Origin of the sequence: Escherichia sp. GZ89, from assembly GCF_019366485.1 — a bacterium.
GTDB lineage: Bacteria > Pseudomonadota > Gammaproteobacteria > Enterobacterales > Enterobacteriaceae > Escherichia > Escherichia fergusonii.
Window position 1 is genome coordinate 101,342 of record NZ_JAEOHX010000002.1, and the last position, 18,650, is coordinate 119,991.

Consider the following 18,650-nt stretch of genomic DNA (forward strand, 5'->3'; position numbering starts at 1 on the left):
CTGACTCCGCATAAATCCTTCAAAATAAGATCTGAATCACTTTTGTTTGGTAGAGCATATAAGCTAAGTGTAAACATTTTTTCAAAATGATATAGATCAGGACTTCAGTTTTTCTAATGTATAAAATCGCACGCCGTCGATATTTACTCTGTTCTTATCTACGGGTTTGGGGATGGCTGCACATAACGTATTTCGAAAAATTAAAAATAACTGGCTTATAATTTTTTGTGTAATTATTTTTTCTCTGATTAATATCATTGCTTCTTCAGGATCACATCTGGTTCATCGAACACTTTTCTTTGTGCTTTTTATCCTTGTTATAAAACGCACAGCGTCTTTCCCTTTACGTTTATTATTTGGTATCCCAGTTATGCTGTTGGCTGCTGCGGATCTCTGCATCAGCCTCTATGCATGGTGTACCTTCGGCACCAGTTTCAATGATGGCTTTGCGATAAGCGTTTTACAAAGTGATCCAGATGAGATTACAAAGATGCTGGGGCTTTATATTGTTTATTGCATTATTTTCCTTGCCCTGTTCGCACTCTTTTTATCCTCGGTAATAAAATATGATGTTTCGCTACCGGGTAAAAAAATCACAGTGACGTTGTTGCTGATTCTGATTGCGATAAGCTTATTTTCTTCAGTCAAGTTTGCCCTTAAAGATAAAAAAACAAAGAAAACGGCAGATCCTTATATTGTGGCATCCCGATTCGCAACATATACACCCTTTTTCAACTTAAATTATTTCGCTTTAGCCGCAAAGGAATACCATAGGCTGATGGCCATTGCTGACAAAGTGCCAGGCTATCAATTAGAATTAAGCGATAATGGCATCGATGACTATGTATTAATTGTGGGGGAGTCAGTAAGGGCCTCGAATATGTCCATCTATGGGCATAACAGATCGACAACGCCACAGCTCGAAAAACAGAAGGATCGTATTAAGCTTTTTACTCAGGCGATAAGCGGAGCGCCTTATACTGCGTTAGCCGTTCCCCTTACTTTAACTGTGGATACTGTATTTGATCACGATATCCAGCATTACCCTGACAACATCATTAATATGGCTAATCAGGCTGGGTTTGACACATACTGGCTTAGTGCTCAATCTGCATTCAGACAGAACGGGACTGCTGTTGCCAGTATTGCGATGCGAGCGAAAGAAAGAGTCTATGTCAGAGGATATGACGAATTGTTGCTTCCGCATCTGGCTGAGGCATTAAATACAAAATCGCCAAATAAGAAACTGATTGTTCTCCATCTGGTTGGCAGTCATGAACCTGTTTGCGCCACATATCCAAAAGCCAAAGCTGTGTATTATCCATTGGATAATCAGGATGCCTGTTATGACAACTCAATTCATTACACCGATAGCATTTTAGGGCAGGTCTTTGCGCTGCTTAAAAATAAGCGAGCCTCGGTTATGTATTTTGCTGACCATGGGCTTGAACGCGATCCAACGGCAAAACATAGCTATTTCCACGGTGGGAAGAAACCTAGTCAGGAAGCTTATCATGTACCGATGTTTATCTGGTACAGCCCAATGCTCGGTGAGAACGTTGATCGTTCGACAGTAACTGATATTTTTTCCACTGCTTATAACGACTATCTTATCAATGCGTGGATGGGCGTTACCCGACCAGAACAACCTAAAACACTTAAAGACGTGATCTCTCACTATCAGGGGGATTCGCGGGTTATTGACGGAAGCCATGAAATGTTTGATTACCGGGAACTAAGACGAAATTTTAATGCGGACAAGCAGTAACTGAATTACCCTGCCCATAAAAGGGCAGGGAAAAATTGATGTTTTATTTCGCTTTATTTTCCAGATTCTCCACCTGCGGCACGCCTGAGGCGGCAGAGGAGGAAAGCAGGCCAGTTTTGGCATAGCCGAAAAGTTTCTCGCGGGTATCGGTGATATCCAGGTTGCGCATGGTCAGTTGACCGATACGATCGTCTGGCGAAAACACCGAGTCGCCTTTTTCCATCGTCAGACGCTCTGGCTTGTAGGTCAGATTGTTAGAGATGGTATTAAGGATGGAGTAATCGTTCCCGCGGCGCAGTTCCAGGGTAACTTCACCAGTGATCTGGCTGGCAACCCAGCGTTGCAGGGAGTCACGCAGCATCAGCGCCTGGGAATCAAACCAACGTCCCTGGTACAGCAAACGGCCCAACTGACGACCATGCGCGTGATACTGCTCAATGGTGTCTTCGTTGTGAATACCGGTCAGCAGACGTTCATAAGCGATATGTAGCAGCGCCATCCCCGGAGCTTCGTAAATACCACGGCTTTTCGCTTCGATGATACGGTTTTCGATCTGGTCGCTCATGCCCAGGCCATGACGACCGCCGATGCGGTTAGCTTCCAGCATCATTTCTACGTCATCGCTAAAGGTTTTACCGTTCAGCGCCACCGGATGACCTTGCTCAAAGCGTACTGTGACTTCTTCTGCCGGGATCTTCACACTCTCATCCCAGAACTTCACGCCCATAATCGGGTTGACGATTTTGACGCTGGAGTTGAGGTATTCCAGATCCTTCGCTTCGTGTGTTGCACCAAGCATGTTGGAGTCCGTGGAGTAGGCTTTTTCGACAGACATTTTGTAGTCGAAACCGCAGGCAATCATAAACTCAGACATTTCATGACGGCCGCCCAGTTCATCAATAAAATCAGTATCAAGCCACGGTTTGTAAATCTGAAGTTCAGCATTGGTCAGCAGACCGTAACGATAGAAACGTTCGATATCGTTTCCTTTATAGGTACTGCCGTCTCCCCAGATATTCACGCCATCTTCTTTCATGGCCGCAACCAGCATTGTGCCAGTCACGGCGCGGCCCAGCGGCGTCGTGTTGAAATAGGTCAGGCCGCCGGTGGTGTTATGAAATGCGCCACACTGAATAGCGGCAATACCTTCGGCAACCAGTTGTTTGCGGCAGTCGATCAGACGTGCGTTCTCCGCGCCGTATTCCATGGCACGACGAGGGATCGCATCATAATCCTCTTCGTCTGGCTGGCCCAGGTTTGCAGTATATGCATAAGGAACCGCGCCCTTTTGTCGCATCCACAGCAGTGCGGCACTGGTGTCCAGACCGCCGGAAAAAGCGATACCAATACGTTGACCTACCGGGAGATGCTTGAGAATCGTCGTCATAAAATAACATCCTGCTTAATTAACTGATGATGAGCCTGGATTTCCGCTCTCACTGAATTTTTATGCAAAATAAATGAGTTTTCATTTAATCATCTTTTACCGGAGACAGGAAGAGTTTAGTGTGTTTTTTGTAAAATAATGCGCTTAAGGGAGAGCAGGAGAAGGCAAAAGTATTCAACAAATGAAAGTGAACTGGATATTCATTCATGTGATTAGCAATAAATGTTGACAAAATGTGGCGTGGATCACTATAATGCCTGCAGATTTTACGTCCCGTCTCGGTACACCAAATCCCAGCAGTATTTGCATTTTTTACCCAAAACGAGTAGAATTTGCCACGTTTCAGGCGCGGGGTGGAGCAGCCTGGTAGCTCGTCGGGCTCATAACCCGAAGGTCGTCGGTTCAAATCCGGCCCCCGCAACCACTTTCCCTTAGAGTCCTTTTTCAAATATACTGTGAAGACTTCGGCCTTCGTAGTGGGATTTGAAAAAATCCTTCTGGAAAGTGCTCCAGACCGCAGTTGCGGTTATAGGGTTCAGTTATATAAAGCCCCGATTTATCGGGGTTTTTTGTTATCTGACTACAGAATAACTGGGCTTTAGGCCCTTTTTTTATGTCTTGGGGGTGGGCTTGTCCACATTAGAGCAAAAATTAACAGAGATGATTACTGCGCCAGTTGAGGCCCTGGGTTTTGAATTGGTTGGCATCGAGTTTATTCGCGGTCGCACATCCACACTGCGCATCTATATTGATAGTGAAGATGGCATCAATGTTGATGATTGTGCTGATGTGAGCCACCAGGTAAGTGCTGTGCTGGATGTCGAAGATCCCATCACCGTTGCTTATAACCTGGAAGTCTCCTCACCGGGTCTCGATCGCCCACTGTTCACGGCTGAACACTACGCCCGTTTCGTCGGAGAAGAGGTGACTCTGGTTCTCCGTATGGCGGTACAAAACCGTCGTAAATGGCAGGGCGTTATCAAAGCGGTAGACGGTGAAATGATCACAGTTACCGTCGAAGGTAAAGATGAAGTGTTCGCGCTGAGTAATATCCAGAAGGCGAACCTGGTTCCCCACTTTTAATAGTCTGGATGAGGTGAAAAGCCCGCGATGAACAAAGAAATTTTGGCTGTAGTTGAAGCCGTCTCCAATGAAAAGGCGCTGCCTCGCGAGAAAATTTTCGAAGCGTTGGAAAGCGCGCTGGCTACAGCAACCAAGAAAAAATACGAACAAGAGATCGACGTTCGCGTACAAATCGATCGCAAAAGCGGTGATTTTGACACCTTCCGTCGCTGGCTGGTAGTTGATGAAGTCACCCAGCCAACGAAAGAAATCACTCTTGAAGCTGCGCGCTTTGAAGATGAAAGCCTGAATCTGGGCGATTACGTTGAAGATCAGATTGAGTCTGTTACCTTTGACCGTATCACCACCCAGACGGCAAAACAGGTTATTGTGCAGAAAGTGCGTGAAGCCGAACGTGCGATGGTGGTTGATCAGTTCCGTGAACACGAAGGTGAAATCATCACCGGTGTGGTGAAAAAAGTGAACCGCGACAACATCTCTCTGGATCTGGGCAACAACGCTGAAGCCGTGATCCTGCGTGAAGATATGCTGCCGCGTGAAAACTTCCGCCCTGGCGACCGCGTTCGTGGCGTGCTCTATTCCGTTCGCCCGGAAGCGCGTGGCGCACAACTGTTCGTCACCCGTTCCAAGCCGGAAATGCTGATCGAACTGTTCCGCATTGAAGTGCCGGAAATCGGCGAAGAAGTGATTGAAATTAAAGCAGCGGCTCGCGACCCGGGTTCTCGTGCGAAAATCGCGGTGAAAACCAACGATAAACGTATCGATCCGGTAGGTGCTTGCGTAGGTATGCGTGGCGCGCGTGTTCAGGCAGTTTCTACTGAACTGGGCGGCGAACGTATCGATATCGTCCTGTGGGATGATAACCCGGCGCAGTTCGTGATTAACGCAATGGCACCGGCAGATGTTGCTTCTATCGTGGTGGATGAAGATAAACACACCATGGATATCGCCGTTGAAGCCAGTAATCTGGCGCAGGCGATTGGCCGTAACGGTCAGAACGTGCGTCTGGCTTCGCAACTGAGCGGTTGGGAACTCAACGTGATGACCGTTGACGACCTGCAGGCTAAGCATCAGGCAGAAGCGCACGCAGCGATCGACACCTTCACCAAATATCTCGACATCGACGAAGACTTTGCGACTGTCCTGGTAGAAGAAGGCTTCTCGACACTGGAAGAACTGGCCTATGTGCCGATGAAAGAGCTGTTGGAAATCGAAGGCCTTGATGAGCCGACCGTTGAAGCACTGCGCGAGCGTGCTAAAAATGCACTGGCCACCATTGCACAGGCCCAGGAAGAAAGCCTCGGTGATAACAAACCGGCTGACGATCTGCTGAACCTTGAAGGGATAGATCGTGATTTGGCATTCAAACTGGCCGCCCGTGGCGTTTGTACGCTGGAAGATCTCGCCGAACAGGGCATTGATGATCTGGCTGATATCGAAGGGTTGACCGACGAAAAAGCCGGAGCACTGATTATGGCTGCCCGTAATATTTGCTGGTTCGGTGACGAAGCGTAATAAACTGTAGCAGGAAGGAACAGCATGACAGATGTAACGATTAAAACGCTGGCCGCAGAGCGACAGACCTCCGTGGAACGCCTGGTACAGCAATTTGCTGATGCAGGTATCCGGAAGTCTGCTGACGACTCTGTGTCCGCACAAGAGAAACAGACTTTAATTGACCACCTGAATCAGAAAAATTCAGGCCCGGACAAATTAACGCTGCAACGTAAAACACGCAGCACCCTTAACATTCCTGGTACCGGTGGAAAAAGCAAATCGGTACAAATCGAAGTCCGCAAGAAACGCACCTTTGTGAAACGCGATCCGCAAGAGGCTGAACGCCTTGCTGCGGAAGAGCAGGCGCAGCGTGAAGCGGAAGAGCAAGCCCGTCGTGAGGCAGAAGAATCGGCCAAACGCGAGGCGCAACAAAAAGCTGAACGTGAGGCCGCAGAACAAGCTAAGCGTGAAGCCGCTGAACAAGCGAAACGTGAAGCTGCGGAAAAAGACAAAGTGAGCAATCAACAAGACGATATGACTAAAAACGCCCAGGCTGAAAAAGCCCGCCGTGAGCAGGAAGCTGCAGAGCTCAAGCGTAAAGCTGAAGAAGAAGCGCGTCGTAAACTCGAAGAAGAAGCACGTCGCGTTGCTGAAGAAGCACGTCGTATGGCGGAAGAAAACAAATGGACTGATAACGCGGAACCGACTGAAGATTCCAGCGATTATCACGTTACTACTTCTCAACATGCTCGCCAGGCAGAAGACGAAAGTGATCGTGAAGTCGAAGGCGGCCGTGGCCGTGGTCGTAACGCGAAAGCAGCGCGTCCGAAGAAAGGCAACAAACACTCTGAATCAAAAGCTGATCGTGAAGAAGCACGCGCAGCAGTACGTGGCGGTAAAGGCGGAAAACGTAAAGGTTCTTCGCTGCAGCAAGGCTTCCAGAAGCCAGCTCAGGCCGTTAACCGTGACGTTGTGATTGGCGAAACCATCACCGTTGGTGAACTGGCGAACAAGATGGCGGTTAAAGGTTCTCAGGTCATCAAAGCGATGATGAAACTGGGCGCAATGGCAACCATCAACCAGGTTATCGATCAGGAAACTGCACAGCTGGTAGCCGAAGAGATGGGCCACAAAGTTATCCTGCGTCGTGAAAACGAGCTGGAAGAGGCGGTAATGAGCGACCGTGACACGGGTGCTGCGGCTGAACCGCGCGCGCCGGTTGTGACCATCATGGGTCACGTTGACCACGGTAAAACCTCTTTGCTGGACTACATTCGTTCAACGAAAGTGGCCTCTGGCGAAGCAGGCGGCATTACCCAGCACATTGGTGCATACCACGTTGAAACTGAAAACGGCATGATCACCTTCCTGGACACCCCGGGGCACGCCGCGTTTACTTCAATGCGTGCACGTGGTGCGCAGGCAACTGATATCGTAGTCCTGGTTGTTGCTGCCGACGACGGCGTAATGCCGCAGACCATCGAAGCAATTCAGCACGCGAAAGCGGCAGGCGTGCCGGTTGTGGTTGCAGTGAACAAGATCGACAAACCAGAAGCCGATCCAGATCGCGTTAAGAACGAACTCTCTCAGTACGGCATCCTGCCGGAAGAGTGGGGCGGTGAAAGCCAGTTCGTACACGTGTCTGCGAAAGCAGGTACCGGTATCGATGAACTGCTGGACGCTATCCTGTTGCAGGCAGAAGTACTGGAACTGAAAGCGGTACGTAAAGGTATGGCGAGCGGTGCGGTTATCGAATCCTTCCTTGATAAAGGTCGTGGTCCGGTTGCTACCGTTCTGGTACGTGAAGGTACTCTGCACAAGGGCGACATCGTTCTGTGTGGTTTCGAATACGGTCGTGTTCGCGCAATGCGTAACGAAATGGGTCAGGAAGTGCTGGAAGCAGGTCCGTCCATTCCAGTAGAAATCCTTGGCTTGTCCGGTGTTCCGGCTGCGGGTGACGAAGTTACCGTAGTGCGTGACGAGAAGAAAGCACGTGAAGTTGCACTGTATCGTCAGGGCAAATTCCGTGAAGTTAAACTGGCACGTCAGCAGAAATCGAAACTCGAGAACATGTTCGCTAACATGACCGAAGGCGAAGTTCACGAAGTGAACATCGTTCTGAAGGCAGACGTTCAGGGTTCCGTGGAAGCGATCTCCGACTCCTTGCTGAAACTGTCTACTGACGAAGTTAAAGTGAAGATCATCGGTTCTGGCGTAGGTGGTATCACCGAAACCGACGCTACCCTGGCTGCGGCGTCCAACGCCATCCTGGTTGGCTTCAACGTACGTGCTGATGCCTCTGCACGTAAAGTGATTGAAGCGGAAAGCCTGGATCTGCGTTACTACTCCGTCATCTATAACCTGATCGACGAAGTGAAAGCGGCGATGAGCGGTATGCTGTCTCCGGAACTGAAACAGCAGATTATCGGTCTGGCGGAAGTTCGTGATGTGTTCAAATCACCGAAATTTGGTGCCATCGCAGGTTGTATGGTTACTGAAGGTGTGGTTAAACGTCACAACCCGATCCGCGTTCTGCGCGACAACGTGGTTATCTACGAAGGCGAGCTGGAGTCCCTGCGCCGCTTCAAAGATGACGTTAACGAAGTCCGTAACGGTATGGAATGTGGTATCGGCGTTAAGAACTACAACGACGTCCGCACTGGCGATGTGATCGAAGTATTCGAAATCATCGAGATCCAACGTACCATCGCTTAAGGTTTTTAGGGTTCTATGCGGGATAAGGCGTTTACGCCGCATCCGGCATGGATTGCCTGATGCGACGCTGGCGCGTCTTATCAGGCTACGTGAACAGCCCTTCCACCTGAAATTAATTTTAAAAAGGGGCTAACAGCCCCTTTTTTGTCAGGAGAATTTATTATGGCGAAAGAATTTGGTCGCCCGCAGCGCGTAGCGCAGGAAATGCAAAAAGAGATCGCTCTCATCCTGCAACGCGAAATTAAAGATCCTCGTCTGGGCATGATGACCACCGTTTCCGGTGTCGAAATGTCTCGTGACCTGGCGTATGCAAAAGTCTATGTGACGTTCCTTAACGACAAAGATGAAGACGCGGTTAAAGCGGGCATCAAAGCGTTACAAGAAGCCTCTGGTTTCATCCGCAGCCTGCTGGGGAAAGCGATGCGCCTGCGTATCGTGCCGGAACTGACCTTCTTCTACGACAACTCGCTGGTTGAAGGGATGCGTATGTCAAACCTGGTGACCAGCGTGGTCAAACATGACGAAGAACGTCGTGTTAATCCGGACGACAGCAAGGAGGACTAATGAGTCGTCCTCGTCGTCGCGGTCGCGACATTAACGGCGTTTTGTTGCTGGATAAACCACAGGGTATGTCCAGCAACGATGCACTGCAAAAAGTGAAACGGATTTATAACGCTAATCGTGCCGGGCATACCGGTGCGCTGGACCCGCTGGCGACCGGCATGTTGCCGATTTGCCTCGGAGAAGCGACGAAGTTTTCCCAGTATCTGCTGGACTCCGACAAACGCTATCGGGTGATTGCGCGTCTTGGACAGCGTACTGATACTTCTGACGCTGACGGACAAATCGTTGAAGAACGTCCGGTAACCTTTAGTGCAGAGCAACTGGCGGCGGCACTGGATACTTTCCGTGGTGATATCGAACAGATCCCTTCGATGTATTCAGCACTGAAATACCAGGGCAAAAAACTGTACGAATATGCGCGTCAGGGAATTGAAGTCCCGCGTGAAGCACGCCCGATTACCGTTTATGAATTGTTGTTTATTCGCCACGAAGGCAATGAACTGGAGCTGGAAATTCACTGCTCAAAAGGCACCTATATCCGCACTATCATTGACGATCTCGGCGAAAAACTCGGCTGTGGCGCGCATGTTATTTACCTGCGTCGCCTGTCTGTAAGTAAATATCCGGTTGAACGGATGGTGACTCTGGAACATCTGCGTGAACTGGTTGAGCAAGCCGAGCAGCAGGATATTCCGGCAGCGGAGTTACTTGATCCATTACTGATGCCAATGGACAGTCCAGCTTCGGACTATCCGGTGGTGAATCTTCCGTTAACGTCTTCTGTTTACTTCAAAAATGGTAACCCGGTTCGTACATCCGGTGCGCCGCTGGAAGGACTGGTTCGCGTTACAGAAGGTGAGAATGGCAAGTTTATCGGTATGGGCGAAATTGACGATGAAGGCCGCGTTGCGCCTCGTCGCCTGGTGGTTGAATACCCGGCGTAATGTTAACCGTCTTGCGATAACAAGTCGCTACGAGTAGAATACTGCCGCTTAACGTCGCGTAAATTGTTTAACACTTTGCGTAACGTACACTGGGATCGCTGAATTAGAGATCGGCGTCCTTTCATTCTATATACTTTGGAGTTTTAAAATGTCTCTAAGTACTGAAGCAACAGCTAAAATCGTTTCTGAGTTTGGTCGTGACGCAAACGACACCGGTTCTACCGAAGTTCAGGTAGCACTGCTGACTGCACAGATCAACCACCTGCAGGGCCACTTTGCAGAGCACAAAAAAGATCACCACAGCCGTCGTGGTCTGCTGCGCATGGTTTCTCAGCGTCGTAAACTGCTCGACTACCTGAAACGTAAAGACGTAGCACGTTACACCCAGCTCATTGAGCGCCTGGGTCTGCGTCGCTAATTCTTGCGAGTTTCAGAAAAGGGGCCTGAGTGGCCCCTTTTTTCAAACTGACGGCAGCAATTCACTGGAAACTAATGTATTGTTGCTATGAATGATCTTCCGTTGCAGAGGTTCGCGCGGCTAATGAGAGGCTTTACCCACATTGGGCTGGGTTAGGGTTGTCATTAGTCGCGAGGATGCGCAGAAGATCGGGTATTAACACCAGTGCCGTAAGGTGCTGTCTAAGAAAGAGAAAGGATATTACATTGCTTAATCCGATCGTTCGTAAATTCCAGTACGGCCAACACACCGTGACTCTGGAAACCGGCATGATGGCGCGTCAAGCCACTGCCGCTGTTATGGTTAGCATGGATGACACAGCGGTATTCGTTACCGTTGTCGGCCAGAAAAAAGCCAAACCAGGTCAGGACTTCTTCCCGCTGACCGTTAACTATCAGGAGCGTACCTACGCTGCTGGTCGTATCCCGGGTAGCTTCTTCCGTCGTGAAGGCCGCCCAAGCGAAGGCGAAACGCTGATCGCGCGTCTGATTGACCGCCCGATTCGCCCGCTGTTCCCGGAAGGTTTCGTCAACGAAGTTCAGGTTATCGCCACCGTGGTTTCTGTTAACCCGCAGGTTAACCCGGATATCGTCGCGATGATTGGTGCTTCTGCGGCGCTGTCTCTGTCTGGTATTCCGTTCAATGGTCCGATTGGTGCTGCCCGCGTAGGTTACATCAATGACCAGTACGTACTGAACCCGACTCAGGACGAGCTGAAAGAGAGTAAACTGGATCTGGTTGTTGCCGGTACGGAAGCTGCTGTGCTGATGGTTGAATCTGAAGCTGAACTGCTGAGCGAAGACCAAATGCTGGGCGCAGTGGTGTTCGGTCATGAACAACAGCAAGTTGTTATTCAGAACATCAATGAACTGGTGAAAGAAGCTGGTAAACCGCGTTGGGATTGGCAGCCTGAGCCGGTAAACGAAGCGCTGAACGCGCGCGTTGCTGCACTGGCTGAAGCTCGTCTGAGCGATGCTTATCGCATCACCGACAAACAAGAGCGTTATGCGCAGGTTGATGTCATCAAATCTGAAACCATCGCGACGCTGCTTGCTGAAGACGAAACCCTGGACGAAAATGAACTGGGTGAAATTCTGCACGCTATCGAGAAAAATGTTGTTCGTAGCCGCGTACTGGCAGGCGAACCGCGTATCGACGGTCGTGAAAAAGATATGATCCGTGGTCTGGATGTGCGTACTGGCGTGCTGCCGCGTACTCACGGTTCTGCGTTGTTCACCCGTGGTGAAACGCAGGCACTGGTTACCGCAACGCTGGGTACTGCACGTGACGCACAGGTTCTTGATGAACTGATGGGCGAACGTACTGACACCTTCCTGTTCCACTACAACTTCCCTCCGTATTCCGTAGGTGAAACTGGCATGGTCGGTTCTCCGAAGCGTCGTGAAATTGGTCACGGTCGTCTGGCGAAGCGCGGCGTGCTGGCAGTAATGCCGGATATGGACAAATTCCCGTACACCGTACGTGTAGTGTCTGAAATTACCGAATCCAACGGTTCTTCTTCTATGGCTTCCGTGTGCGGTGCGTCTCTGGCGCTGATGGACGCAGGTGTGCCAATCAAAGCTGCTGTTGCGGGTATCGCAATGGGTCTGGTGAAAGAAGGCGACAACTACGTTGTACTGTCTGACATTTTGGGCGACGAAGATCACCTGGGCGATATGGACTTCAAAGTTGCGGGTTCCCGCGACGGTATCTCTGCACTGCAGATGGATATCAAAATTGAAGGTATCACCAAAGAGATCATGCAGGTTGCGCTGAATCAAGCTAAAGGTGCGCGTCTGCATATCCTGGGCGTCATGGAGCAGGCGATCAACGCGCCGCGTGGTGATATCTCTGAGTTCGCACCGCGTATCCATACCATCAAGATCAACCCGGACAAGATCAAAGACGTTATCGGTAAAGGCGGTTCTGTTATCCGTGCCCTGACCGAAGAAACTGGCACCACCATCGAAATCGAAGATGACGGTACTGTGAAGATCGCAGCGACCGACGGCGAGAAAGCGAAACACGCTATTCGTCGTATCGAAGAAATCACCGCAGAAATCGAAGTGGGCCGCGTCTACAATGGTAAAGTGACCCGTATCGTTGACTTTGGCGCGTTTGTTGCCATCGGCGGCGGTAAAGAAGGTCTGGTCCACATCTCTCAAATCGCCGACAAGCGTGTTGAGAAAGTGACCGATTACCTGCAGATGGGTCAGGAAGTTCCGGTGAAAGTTCTGGAAGTTGATCGCCAGGGCCGTATCCGTCTGAGCATTAAAGAAGCGACTGAGCAGTCTCAACCTGCTGCAGCACCGGAAGCTCCGGCTGCAGAACAGGGCGAGTAAGGTTGCCATTTGCCCTCCGCTGCGGCGGGGGGCTTTTAACCGGGCAGGACGCCTTGTTAGCAACCGGGAACAGGACGTTCATTCAACCGTGGTCTTCGGGAGTGGGAAATGAAGCCTTTTTTGCGCTGGTGTTTCGTTGCGACAGCACTTACGCTTGCAGGATGCAGTAATACTTCCTGGCGTAAAAGTGAGGTCCTCGCGGTACCATTGCAACCGACTTTACAGCAGGAAGTGATTCTGGCACGTATGGAACAAATCCTTGCCAGTCGGGCTTTAACCGATGACGAACGCGCACAGCTTTTATATGAGCGCGGAGTGTTGTATGATAGTCTCGGTCTGAGGGCATTAGCGCGTAACGATTTTTCGCAAGCGCTGGCAATCCGACCGGATATGCCGGAAGTATTCAATTACTTAGGCATATATTTAACGCAGGCAGGCAATTTTGATGCTGCCTATGAAGCGTTTGATTCTGTACTTGAGCTTGATCCAACTTACAACTACGCGCACTTGAATCGCGGGATAGCATTATATTACGGCGGTCGTGACAAGTTAGCGCAAGATGATCTGCTGGCGTTTTATCAAGACGATCCCAATGATCCTTTCCGTAGTCTGTGGCTTTATCTCGCCGAGCAGAAGCTCGATGAGAAGCAGGCTAAAGAAGTGTTGAAACAGCACTTCGAAAAATCGGACAAGGAGCAGTGGGGATGGAACATTGTCGAGTTCTACCTGGGCAACATTAACGAACAAACGTTAATGGATAGGCTCAAGGCGGACGCAACGGATAACACCTCGCTCGCTGAGCATCTCAGTGAAACCAACTTCTATTTAGGTAAGTACTACCTAAGTCTGGGGGATTTGGACAGCGCCACGGCACTGTTCAAACTGGCGGTTGCCAACAACGTTCATAACTTTGTTGAGCACCGATACGCATTGTTGGAATTATCGCTCCTGGGCCAGGACCAAGATGACCTGGCAGAATCGGACCAGCAATAGCTGACGTACACATCAGCCCGTAATCTTTTTTGATTGCCATCACCTTAACAGGTGAGGGCGTTGTTGTTCGTTAATACACCTACTTTGAGCCGGTTCACACTTTTCAATGAAAATTGCTGATCAATTTCATGATGAGTTATGTAGACTGGCCGCCATTAATTTTGAGGCACACGTACTACATGGCTGAATTCGAAACCACTTTTGCAGATCTGGGCCTGAAGGCTCCTATCCTTGAAGCCCTTAACGATCTGGGTTACGAAAAACCATCTCCAATTCAGGCAGAGTGTATTCCACATCTGCTGAATGGCCGCGACGTTCTGGGTATGGCCCAGACGGGGAGCGGAAAAACTGCAGCATTCTCTTTACCTCTGCTGCAAAATCTTGATCCTGAGCTGAAAGCACCACAGATTCTGGTGCTGGCACCGACCCGCGAACTGGCGGTACAGGTTGCTGAGGCAATGACAGATTTCTCTAAACACATGCGCGGCGTAAACGTGGTTGCCCTGTACGGCGGCCAGCGTTATGACGTGCAATTACGCGCCCTACGTCAGGGGCCGCAGATCGTTGTCGGTACTCCTGGCCGTCTGCTGGACCACCTGAAACGTGGCACTCTGGACCTCTCTAAACTGAGCGGTCTGGTTCTGGATGAAGCTGACGAAATGCTGCGCATGGGCTTCATCGAAGACGTTGAAACCATTATGGCGCAGATCCCGGAAGGTCATCAGACCGCTCTGTTCTCTGCAACTATGCCGGAAGCGATTCGTCGCATTACCCGCCGCTTTATGAAAGAGCCGCAGGAAGTGCGCATTCAGTCCAGCGTGACTACCCGTCCTGACATCAGCCAGAGCTACTGGACTGTGTGGGGGATGCGTAAAAACGAAGCACTGGTACGTTTCCTGGAAGCGGAAGATTTTGATGCGGCGATTATCTTCGTTCGTACTAAAAACGCGACTTTGGAAGTGGCAGAAGCTCTTGAGCGTAACGGCTACAACAGCGCTGCACTGAACGGTGACATGAACCAGGCGCTGCGTGAGCAGACTCTGGAACGCCTGAAAGATGGTCGTCTGGATATCCTGATTGCGACCGACGTTGCGGCCCGTGGCCTGGACGTTGAGCGTATCAGCCTGGTAGTTAACTACGATATCCCGATGGATTCCGAGTCTTACGTTCACCGTATTGGTCGTACAGGTCGTGCGGGGCGTGCTGGTCGTGCGCTGCTGTTCGTTGAGAACCGCGAGCGTCGTCTGCTGCGCAACATTGAACGCACTATGAAGCTGACCATTCCGGAAGTAGAACTGCCAAACGCAGAGCTGCTGGGCAAACGCCGTCTGGAAAAATTCGCCGCTAAAGTACAGCAGCAGCTGGAAAGCAGCGATCTGGATCAATACCGTGCACTGCTGAGCAAAATTCAGCCGACGGCAGAAGGTGAAGAGCTGGATCTCGAAACTCTGGCAGCCGCACTGCTGAAAATGGCACAGGGTGAACGTACTCTGATCGTGCCGCCAGATGCGCCGATGCGTCCGAAACGTGAATTCCGTGACCGTGATGACCGTGGTCCGCGCGATCGTAACGACCGTGGCCCGCGTGGCGACCGTGAAGATCGTCCGCGTCGTGAACGTCGTGATGTTGGCGATATGCAGCTGTACCGTATTGAAGTGGGCCGCGATGATGGTGTTGAAGTTCGTCATATCGTTGGCGCGATTGCTAACGAAGGTGACATCAGCAGCCGTTACATCGGTAACATCAAGCTGTTTGCTTCTCACTCCACCATCGAACTGCCGAAAGGTATGCCGGGTGAAGTGCTGCAACACTTTACGCGTACTCGCATTCTCAACAAGCCGATGAACATGCAGTTGCTGGGCGATGCACAGCCGCATACTGGTGGTGAGCGTCGTGGTGGTGGTCGTGGTTTCGGTGGCGAACGTCGTGAAGGCGGTCGTAACTTCAGCGGTGAGCGCCGTGAAGGTGGTCGTGGTGATGTTCGTCGTTTCAGCGGCGAACGTCGTGAAGGCCGCGCGCCGCGTCGTGATGACTCTACTGGTCGTCGTCGTTTCGGTGGTGATGCGTAATTCGCTGACCCGCAGAACTCTGCCGTAAAGTAAAATATACAGCCCCGATTTTAACAATCGGGGCTTTTTTTCTGTCTTTTGTACTCGTGTACTGGTACAGTGCAATGCATAACAACGCAGTCGCACTATTTTTCACTGGAGAGAAGCCCTCATGGCAACACTAACCACCACCCAAACGTCACCGTCGCTGCTTGGCGGCGTGGTGATTATCGGCGGCACCATTATTGGCGCAGGGATGTTTTCTCTGCCAGTGGTCATGTCCGGGGCGTGGTTCTTCTGGTCAATGGCGGCGCTGATCTTTACCTGGTTCTGTATGCTGCATTCCGGCTTGATGATTCTGGAAGCTAACCTGAATTATCGAATCGGTTCGAGTTTTGACACCATAACCAAAGATTTGCTAGGCAAAGGCTGGAACGTGGTCAACGGCATTTCCATTGCCTTTGTGCTCTATATCCTGACCTATGCCTATATTTCTGCCAGCGGTTCGATTCTGCATCACACCTTCGCGGAGATGTCGCTGAATGTTCCGGCACGAGCTGCAGGTTTTGGTTTTGCGCTACTGGTGGCGTTTGTGGTGTGGTTGAGCACCAAAGCCGTCAGCCGGATGACGGCGATTGTGCTTGGGGCGAAAGTTATTACCTTCTTCCTCACTTTCGGCAGTTTGCTGGGGCATGTGCAGCCTGCGACATTGTTTAACGTCGCGGAAAGCAATGCGTCTTATGCACCGTATCTGTTGATGACCCTGCCGTTCTGTCTGGCCTCATTTGGTTATCACGGTAACGTGCCGAGCCTGATGAAGTATTACGGCAAAGATCCGAAAACTATCGCGAAATGCCTGGTCTACGGTACGCTGATGGCGCTGGCGCTGTATACCATCTGGTTGCTGGCGACGATGGGCAACATCCCTCGTCCGGAGTTTATCGGCATCGCCGAGAAGGGTGGTAACATTGATGTGCTGGTACAGGCGTTAAGCGGCGTGCTGAACAGCCGTAGTCTGGATCTGCTGCTGGTCGTGTTCTCAAACTTTGCGGTAGCGAGTTCGTTCCTCGGTGTTACGCTGGGTTTGTTTGACTATCTGGCAGATCTGTTTGGTTTCGATGACTCGGCTATGGGCCGCTTGAAAACGGCACTGTTGACCTTCGCACCGCCTGTTGTGGGTGGTTTGTTGTTCCCGGACGGATTCCTGTACGCCATTGGTTATGCTGGCTTAGCGGCTACCATCTGGGCGGCAATCGTTCCGGCGCTGTTGGCCCGCGCATCGCGTAAACGCTTTGGCAGCCCGAAATTCCGCGTCTGGGGCGGCAAGCCGATGATTGTGCTGATTCTGCTATTTGGTGTCGGTAACGCGCTGGTGCATATTTTATCGAGCTTTAAGTTATTACCCGTTTACCAATAAACAAATTCATATCAGGGCCAGATTTAACGATCTGGCTCAAAAAATAATATCGAATTATCCCCTAATATAAATATTCTCCTTTCACAGGGAAGTATTTATATGCTGAATAATGAAATCACACTGAGAAAAATAGAAATTTTTCTCTCATATATGGAGTCGATGAATATATCAAAAACAGCAGAGGCGATGAATATCTCTGCCGTAAGTGTTCATCGTGCTTTGCATTCTCTGGAAGATAATTTACGCTGCTCTTTATTTACGCATAATGGACGGAACTTGCATCCTCTGCCAGGTGCATGGGTAATGAAAGAGCAGGCGCGGGAAGTAATAAATAGTTTTGAACGGTGTATTTATCTGACCAGAGAAGCCGCCGGATATCATTCACCAACACTTCGTCTGGGATTACTTTACTCATTAGTAATGAAAACAGCACCACAAATTGTGCAAGGATTAAAAAACCGACGTCCTGAATTAACTATAGAGTTCATTATGAATTCGAATAAAAAACTACTTGAGGCTTTAAATGAAGGGAAGGTTGATGCTGTTTTAGTCTCCACGCCCGACGAGTACAATACTCAATTATTCGAAACATGGACCATTTTCTCTGATTCAATCTTCCTTGCTGTTCCTGTGACTGATGTTGATCTTTTGGAGTCACCGGTTGATTTATGCCAGTTACAGAACAAAAAATTTATCGCCCTTAGTGAAGGGTTTGCCACCTGGCGAGGATTTCAGGAAGCATTTAAAATTGCCGGTTTCGAGCCAGAAATTACCGTCCGTGTGCATGACATATTTTCACTTATGAGTATGGTAAATGCAGGTGTTGGGTACTCATTAATTCCAGGTAGAATGAGAGACCTTTTTACCAGTGGCATTCGGCTCTTACCATTACAGATACCTTATCGTATGGAGCAAGAAATATCATTGGTATTTCCTCGTAGCCAGGAAACACATCCAAGTATTCTATCCTTATTAGCAGAGTGTCGAATGTATGCTCGCCAACTTACGATGGAGAAAACCGATGTAAACTCAGTCCCATAATTTCCTGGCTCATGCGTTGATAAATCAACGCTTCGCCATATATCGCGGCGGCAATCCAACGCGAGTTGCTAATTAGTGATATTTTAATTCTGATATGTGATTCAGAAAGGGTATTTTCCAGAGCCTGATTTAGCGCCTGATTACTGAGTTGGCAAAGTGAGAAGATAGCAATTTCCTGGCGAGGTATTATTTGTTGTTTTAATGCACATCCAATAACGCTACGTTGAAGCTTATTTTTTATCTCTCCTGCTGTTCCGGTCAAAAAAGCAAAACCGACATGATGATCTGGTCTGTCTATTAAGAGCTTCTGGCGAAAATTATCTTCATCCTGTTGTGCACACAGTGACGCCAGTAATGCAATTTGCCCTGGTTTCATTCCCTGAAATGAATACAT

15 protein-coding genes and 1 tRNA gene are annotated in these 18,650 nt (G+C 49.9%); 14 read left to right on the forward strand and 2 right to left on the reverse strand.

What is annotated here, in order from left to right; genetic code table 11:
* The first annotated feature begins 172 nt into the window (after positions 1–172).
* Positions 173–1,768 (forward strand): phosphoethanolamine transferase, encoded by a 1,596-nt coding sequence (locus K0335_RS04875; protein WP_000718859.1) that lies wholly within the window; start codon positions 173–175, stop codon positions 1,766–1,768.
* Between the two features lie 43 nt (positions 1,769–1,811).
* On the opposite strand, the gene argG is transcribed toward K0335_RS04875, so the two are convergent.
* Positions 1,812–3,155, reverse strand: a complete 1,344-nt coding sequence (gene argG / locus K0335_RS04880) for an argininosuccinate synthase (protein ID WP_104917431.1) — start codon at positions 3,153–3,155, stop codon at positions 1,812–1,814.
* A 347-nt stretch (positions 3,156–3,502) separates the two neighbouring features.
* Here argG and K0335_RS04885 point away from each other — a divergent pair.
* The 13 genes from K0335_RS04885 (at position 3,503) to K0335_RS04945 (ending at position 18,256) form a co-directional block, all read left to right on the forward strand.
* Positions 3,503–3,579: transfer RNA gene (locus K0335_RS04885), tRNA-Met, on the forward strand.
* A 206-nt stretch (positions 3,580–3,785) separates the two neighbouring features.
* Positions 3,786–4,238 carry a ribosome maturation factor RimP gene (gene rimP / locus K0335_RS04890; RefSeq protein ID WP_001300397.1) on the forward strand — a complete coding sequence of 151 codons (453 nt, stop codon included), beginning with the start codon at positions 3,786–3,788 and terminating at the stop codon, positions 4,236–4,238.
* A gap of 27 nt (positions 4,239–4,265) precedes the next feature.
* Positions 4,266–5,753 (forward strand): transcription termination factor NusA, encoded by a 1,488-nt coding sequence (nusA, locus tag K0335_RS04895; RefSeq protein ID WP_104920066.1) that lies wholly within the window; start codon positions 4,266–4,268, stop codon positions 5,751–5,753.
* Between the two features lie 24 nt (positions 5,754–5,777).
* Entirely contained in the window at positions 5,778–8,450 is a 2,673-nt protein-coding gene (gene infB, locus K0335_RS04900) for a translation initiation factor IF-2 (RefSeq protein ID WP_000133052.1), read from the forward strand.
* Positions 8,451–8,612: 162 nt separating this feature from the next.
* Positions 8,613–9,014 (forward strand): 30S ribosome-binding factor RbfA, encoded by a 402-nt coding sequence (rbfA, locus tag K0335_RS04905; protein ID WP_001040205.1) that lies wholly within the window; start codon positions 8,613–8,615, stop codon positions 9,012–9,014.
* The gene (gene truB / locus K0335_RS04910) at positions 9,014–9,958 is read left to right on the forward strand and encodes a tRNA pseudouridine(55) synthase TruB (protein ID WP_000089706.1); all 945 of its coding nucleotides are present in this window, start codon (positions 9,014–9,016) and stop codon (positions 9,956–9,958) included. The genes rbfA and truB overlap by 1 nt, the downstream gene beginning before the upstream one ends.
* 148 nt (positions 9,959–10,106) lie before the next feature.
* Positions 10,107–10,376, forward strand: coding sequence for a 30S ribosomal protein S15 (gene rpsO, locus K0335_RS04915; RefSeq protein ID WP_000059466.1), 270 nt, complete (start codon positions 10,107–10,109; stop codon positions 10,374–10,376).
* A 245-nt stretch (positions 10,377–10,621) separates the two neighbouring features.
* The gene (gene pnp / locus K0335_RS04920) at positions 10,622–12,757 is read left to right on the forward strand and encodes a polyribonucleotide nucleotidyltransferase (RefSeq protein WP_001298330.1); all 2,136 of its coding nucleotides are present in this window, start codon (positions 10,622–10,624) and stop codon (positions 12,755–12,757) included.
* A gap of 108 nt (positions 12,758–12,865) precedes the next feature.
* On the forward strand, positions 12,866–13,750 hold the full coding sequence (nlpI, locus tag K0335_RS04925; RefSeq protein WP_000802077.1) for a lipoprotein NlpI: 885 nt from the start codon (positions 12,866–12,868) through the stop codon (positions 13,748–13,750).
* A gap of 106 nt (positions 13,751–13,856) precedes the next feature.
* Complete coding sequence (yrbN, locus tag K0335_RS04930; protein ID WP_010723222.1) at positions 13,857–13,937, forward strand: protein YrbN; 81 nt, start codon at positions 13,857–13,859, stop codon at positions 13,935–13,937.
* Positions 13,930–15,819, forward strand: a complete 1,890-nt coding sequence (deaD, locus tag K0335_RS04935; RefSeq protein WP_219393749.1) for an ATP-dependent RNA helicase DeaD — start codon at positions 13,930–13,932, stop codon at positions 15,817–15,819. The genes yrbN and deaD overlap by 8 nt, the downstream gene beginning before the upstream one ends.
* 151 nt (positions 15,820–15,970) lie before the next feature.
* A complete protein-coding gene (gene mtr, locus K0335_RS04940; RefSeq protein ID WP_104920068.1) occupies positions 15,971–17,215 on the forward strand; it encodes a tryptophan permease in 1,245 nt (414 codons plus the stop codon).
* A 99-nt stretch (positions 17,216–17,314) separates the two neighbouring features.
* On the forward strand, positions 17,315–18,256 hold the full coding sequence (locus K0335_RS04945; protein ID WP_104920069.1) for a LysR substrate-binding domain-containing protein: 942 nt from the start codon (positions 17,315–17,317) through the stop codon (positions 18,254–18,256).
* Here K0335_RS04945 and K0335_RS04950 read toward each other — a convergent pair.
* Positions 18,219–18,650 carry a HutP family protein gene (locus K0335_RS04950; protein ID WP_000286809.1) on the reverse strand — a complete coding sequence of 144 codons (432 nt, stop codon included), beginning with the start codon at positions 18,648–18,650 and terminating at the stop codon, positions 18,219–18,221. The genes K0335_RS04945 and K0335_RS04950 overlap by 38 nt on opposite strands.

Excerpts from the sequence above, each read along its gene's own strand:
- K0335_RS04950 (WP_000286809.1), bottom strand. The coding sequence starts at position 18,650 with ATGTATTCATTTCAGGGAATGAAACCAGGGCAAATTGCATTACTGGCG.
- yrbN (WP_010723222.1), top strand. The coding sequence starts at position 13,857 with ATGAAAATTGCTGATCAATTTCATGATGAGTTATGTAGACTGGCCGCC.
- mtr (WP_104920068.1), top strand. The coding sequence starts at position 15,971 with ATGGCAACACTAACCACCACCCAAACGTCACCGTCGCTGCTTGGCGGC.
- nusA (WP_104920066.1), top strand. The coding sequence starts at position 4,266 with ATGAACAAAGAAATTTTGGCTGTAGTTGAAGCCGTCTCCAATGAAAAG.
- nlpI (WP_000802077.1), top strand. The coding sequence starts at position 12,866 with ATGAAGCCTTTTTTGCGCTGGTGTTTCGTTGCGACAGCACTTACGCTT.
- rbfA (WP_001040205.1), top strand. The coding sequence starts at position 8,613 with ATGGCGAAAGAATTTGGTCGCCCGCAGCGCGTAGCGCAGGAAATGCAA.
- rpsO (WP_000059466.1), top strand. The coding sequence starts at position 10,107 with ATGTCTCTAAGTACTGAAGCAACAGCTAAAATCGTTTCTGAGTTTGGT.
- K0335_RS04875 (WP_000718859.1), top strand. The coding sequence starts at position 173 with ATGGCTGCACATAACGTATTTCGAAAAATTAAAAATAACTGGCTTATA.
- infB (WP_000133052.1), top strand. The coding sequence starts at position 5,778 with ATGACAGATGTAACGATTAAAACGCTGGCCGCAGAGCGACAGACCTCC.
- K0335_RS04945 (WP_104920069.1), top strand. The coding sequence starts at position 17,315 with ATGCTGAATAATGAAATCACACTGAGAAAAATAGAAATTTTTCTCTCA.
- deaD (WP_219393749.1), top strand. The coding sequence starts at position 13,930 with ATGGCTGAATTCGAAACCACTTTTGCAGATCTGGGCCTGAAGGCTCCT.
- truB (WP_000089706.1), top strand. The coding sequence starts at position 9,014 with ATGAGTCGTCCTCGTCGTCGCGGTCGCGACATTAACGGCGTTTTGTTG.
- argG (WP_104917431.1), bottom strand. The coding sequence starts at position 3,155 with ATGACGACGATTCTCAAGCATCTCCCGGTAGGTCAACGTATTGGTATC.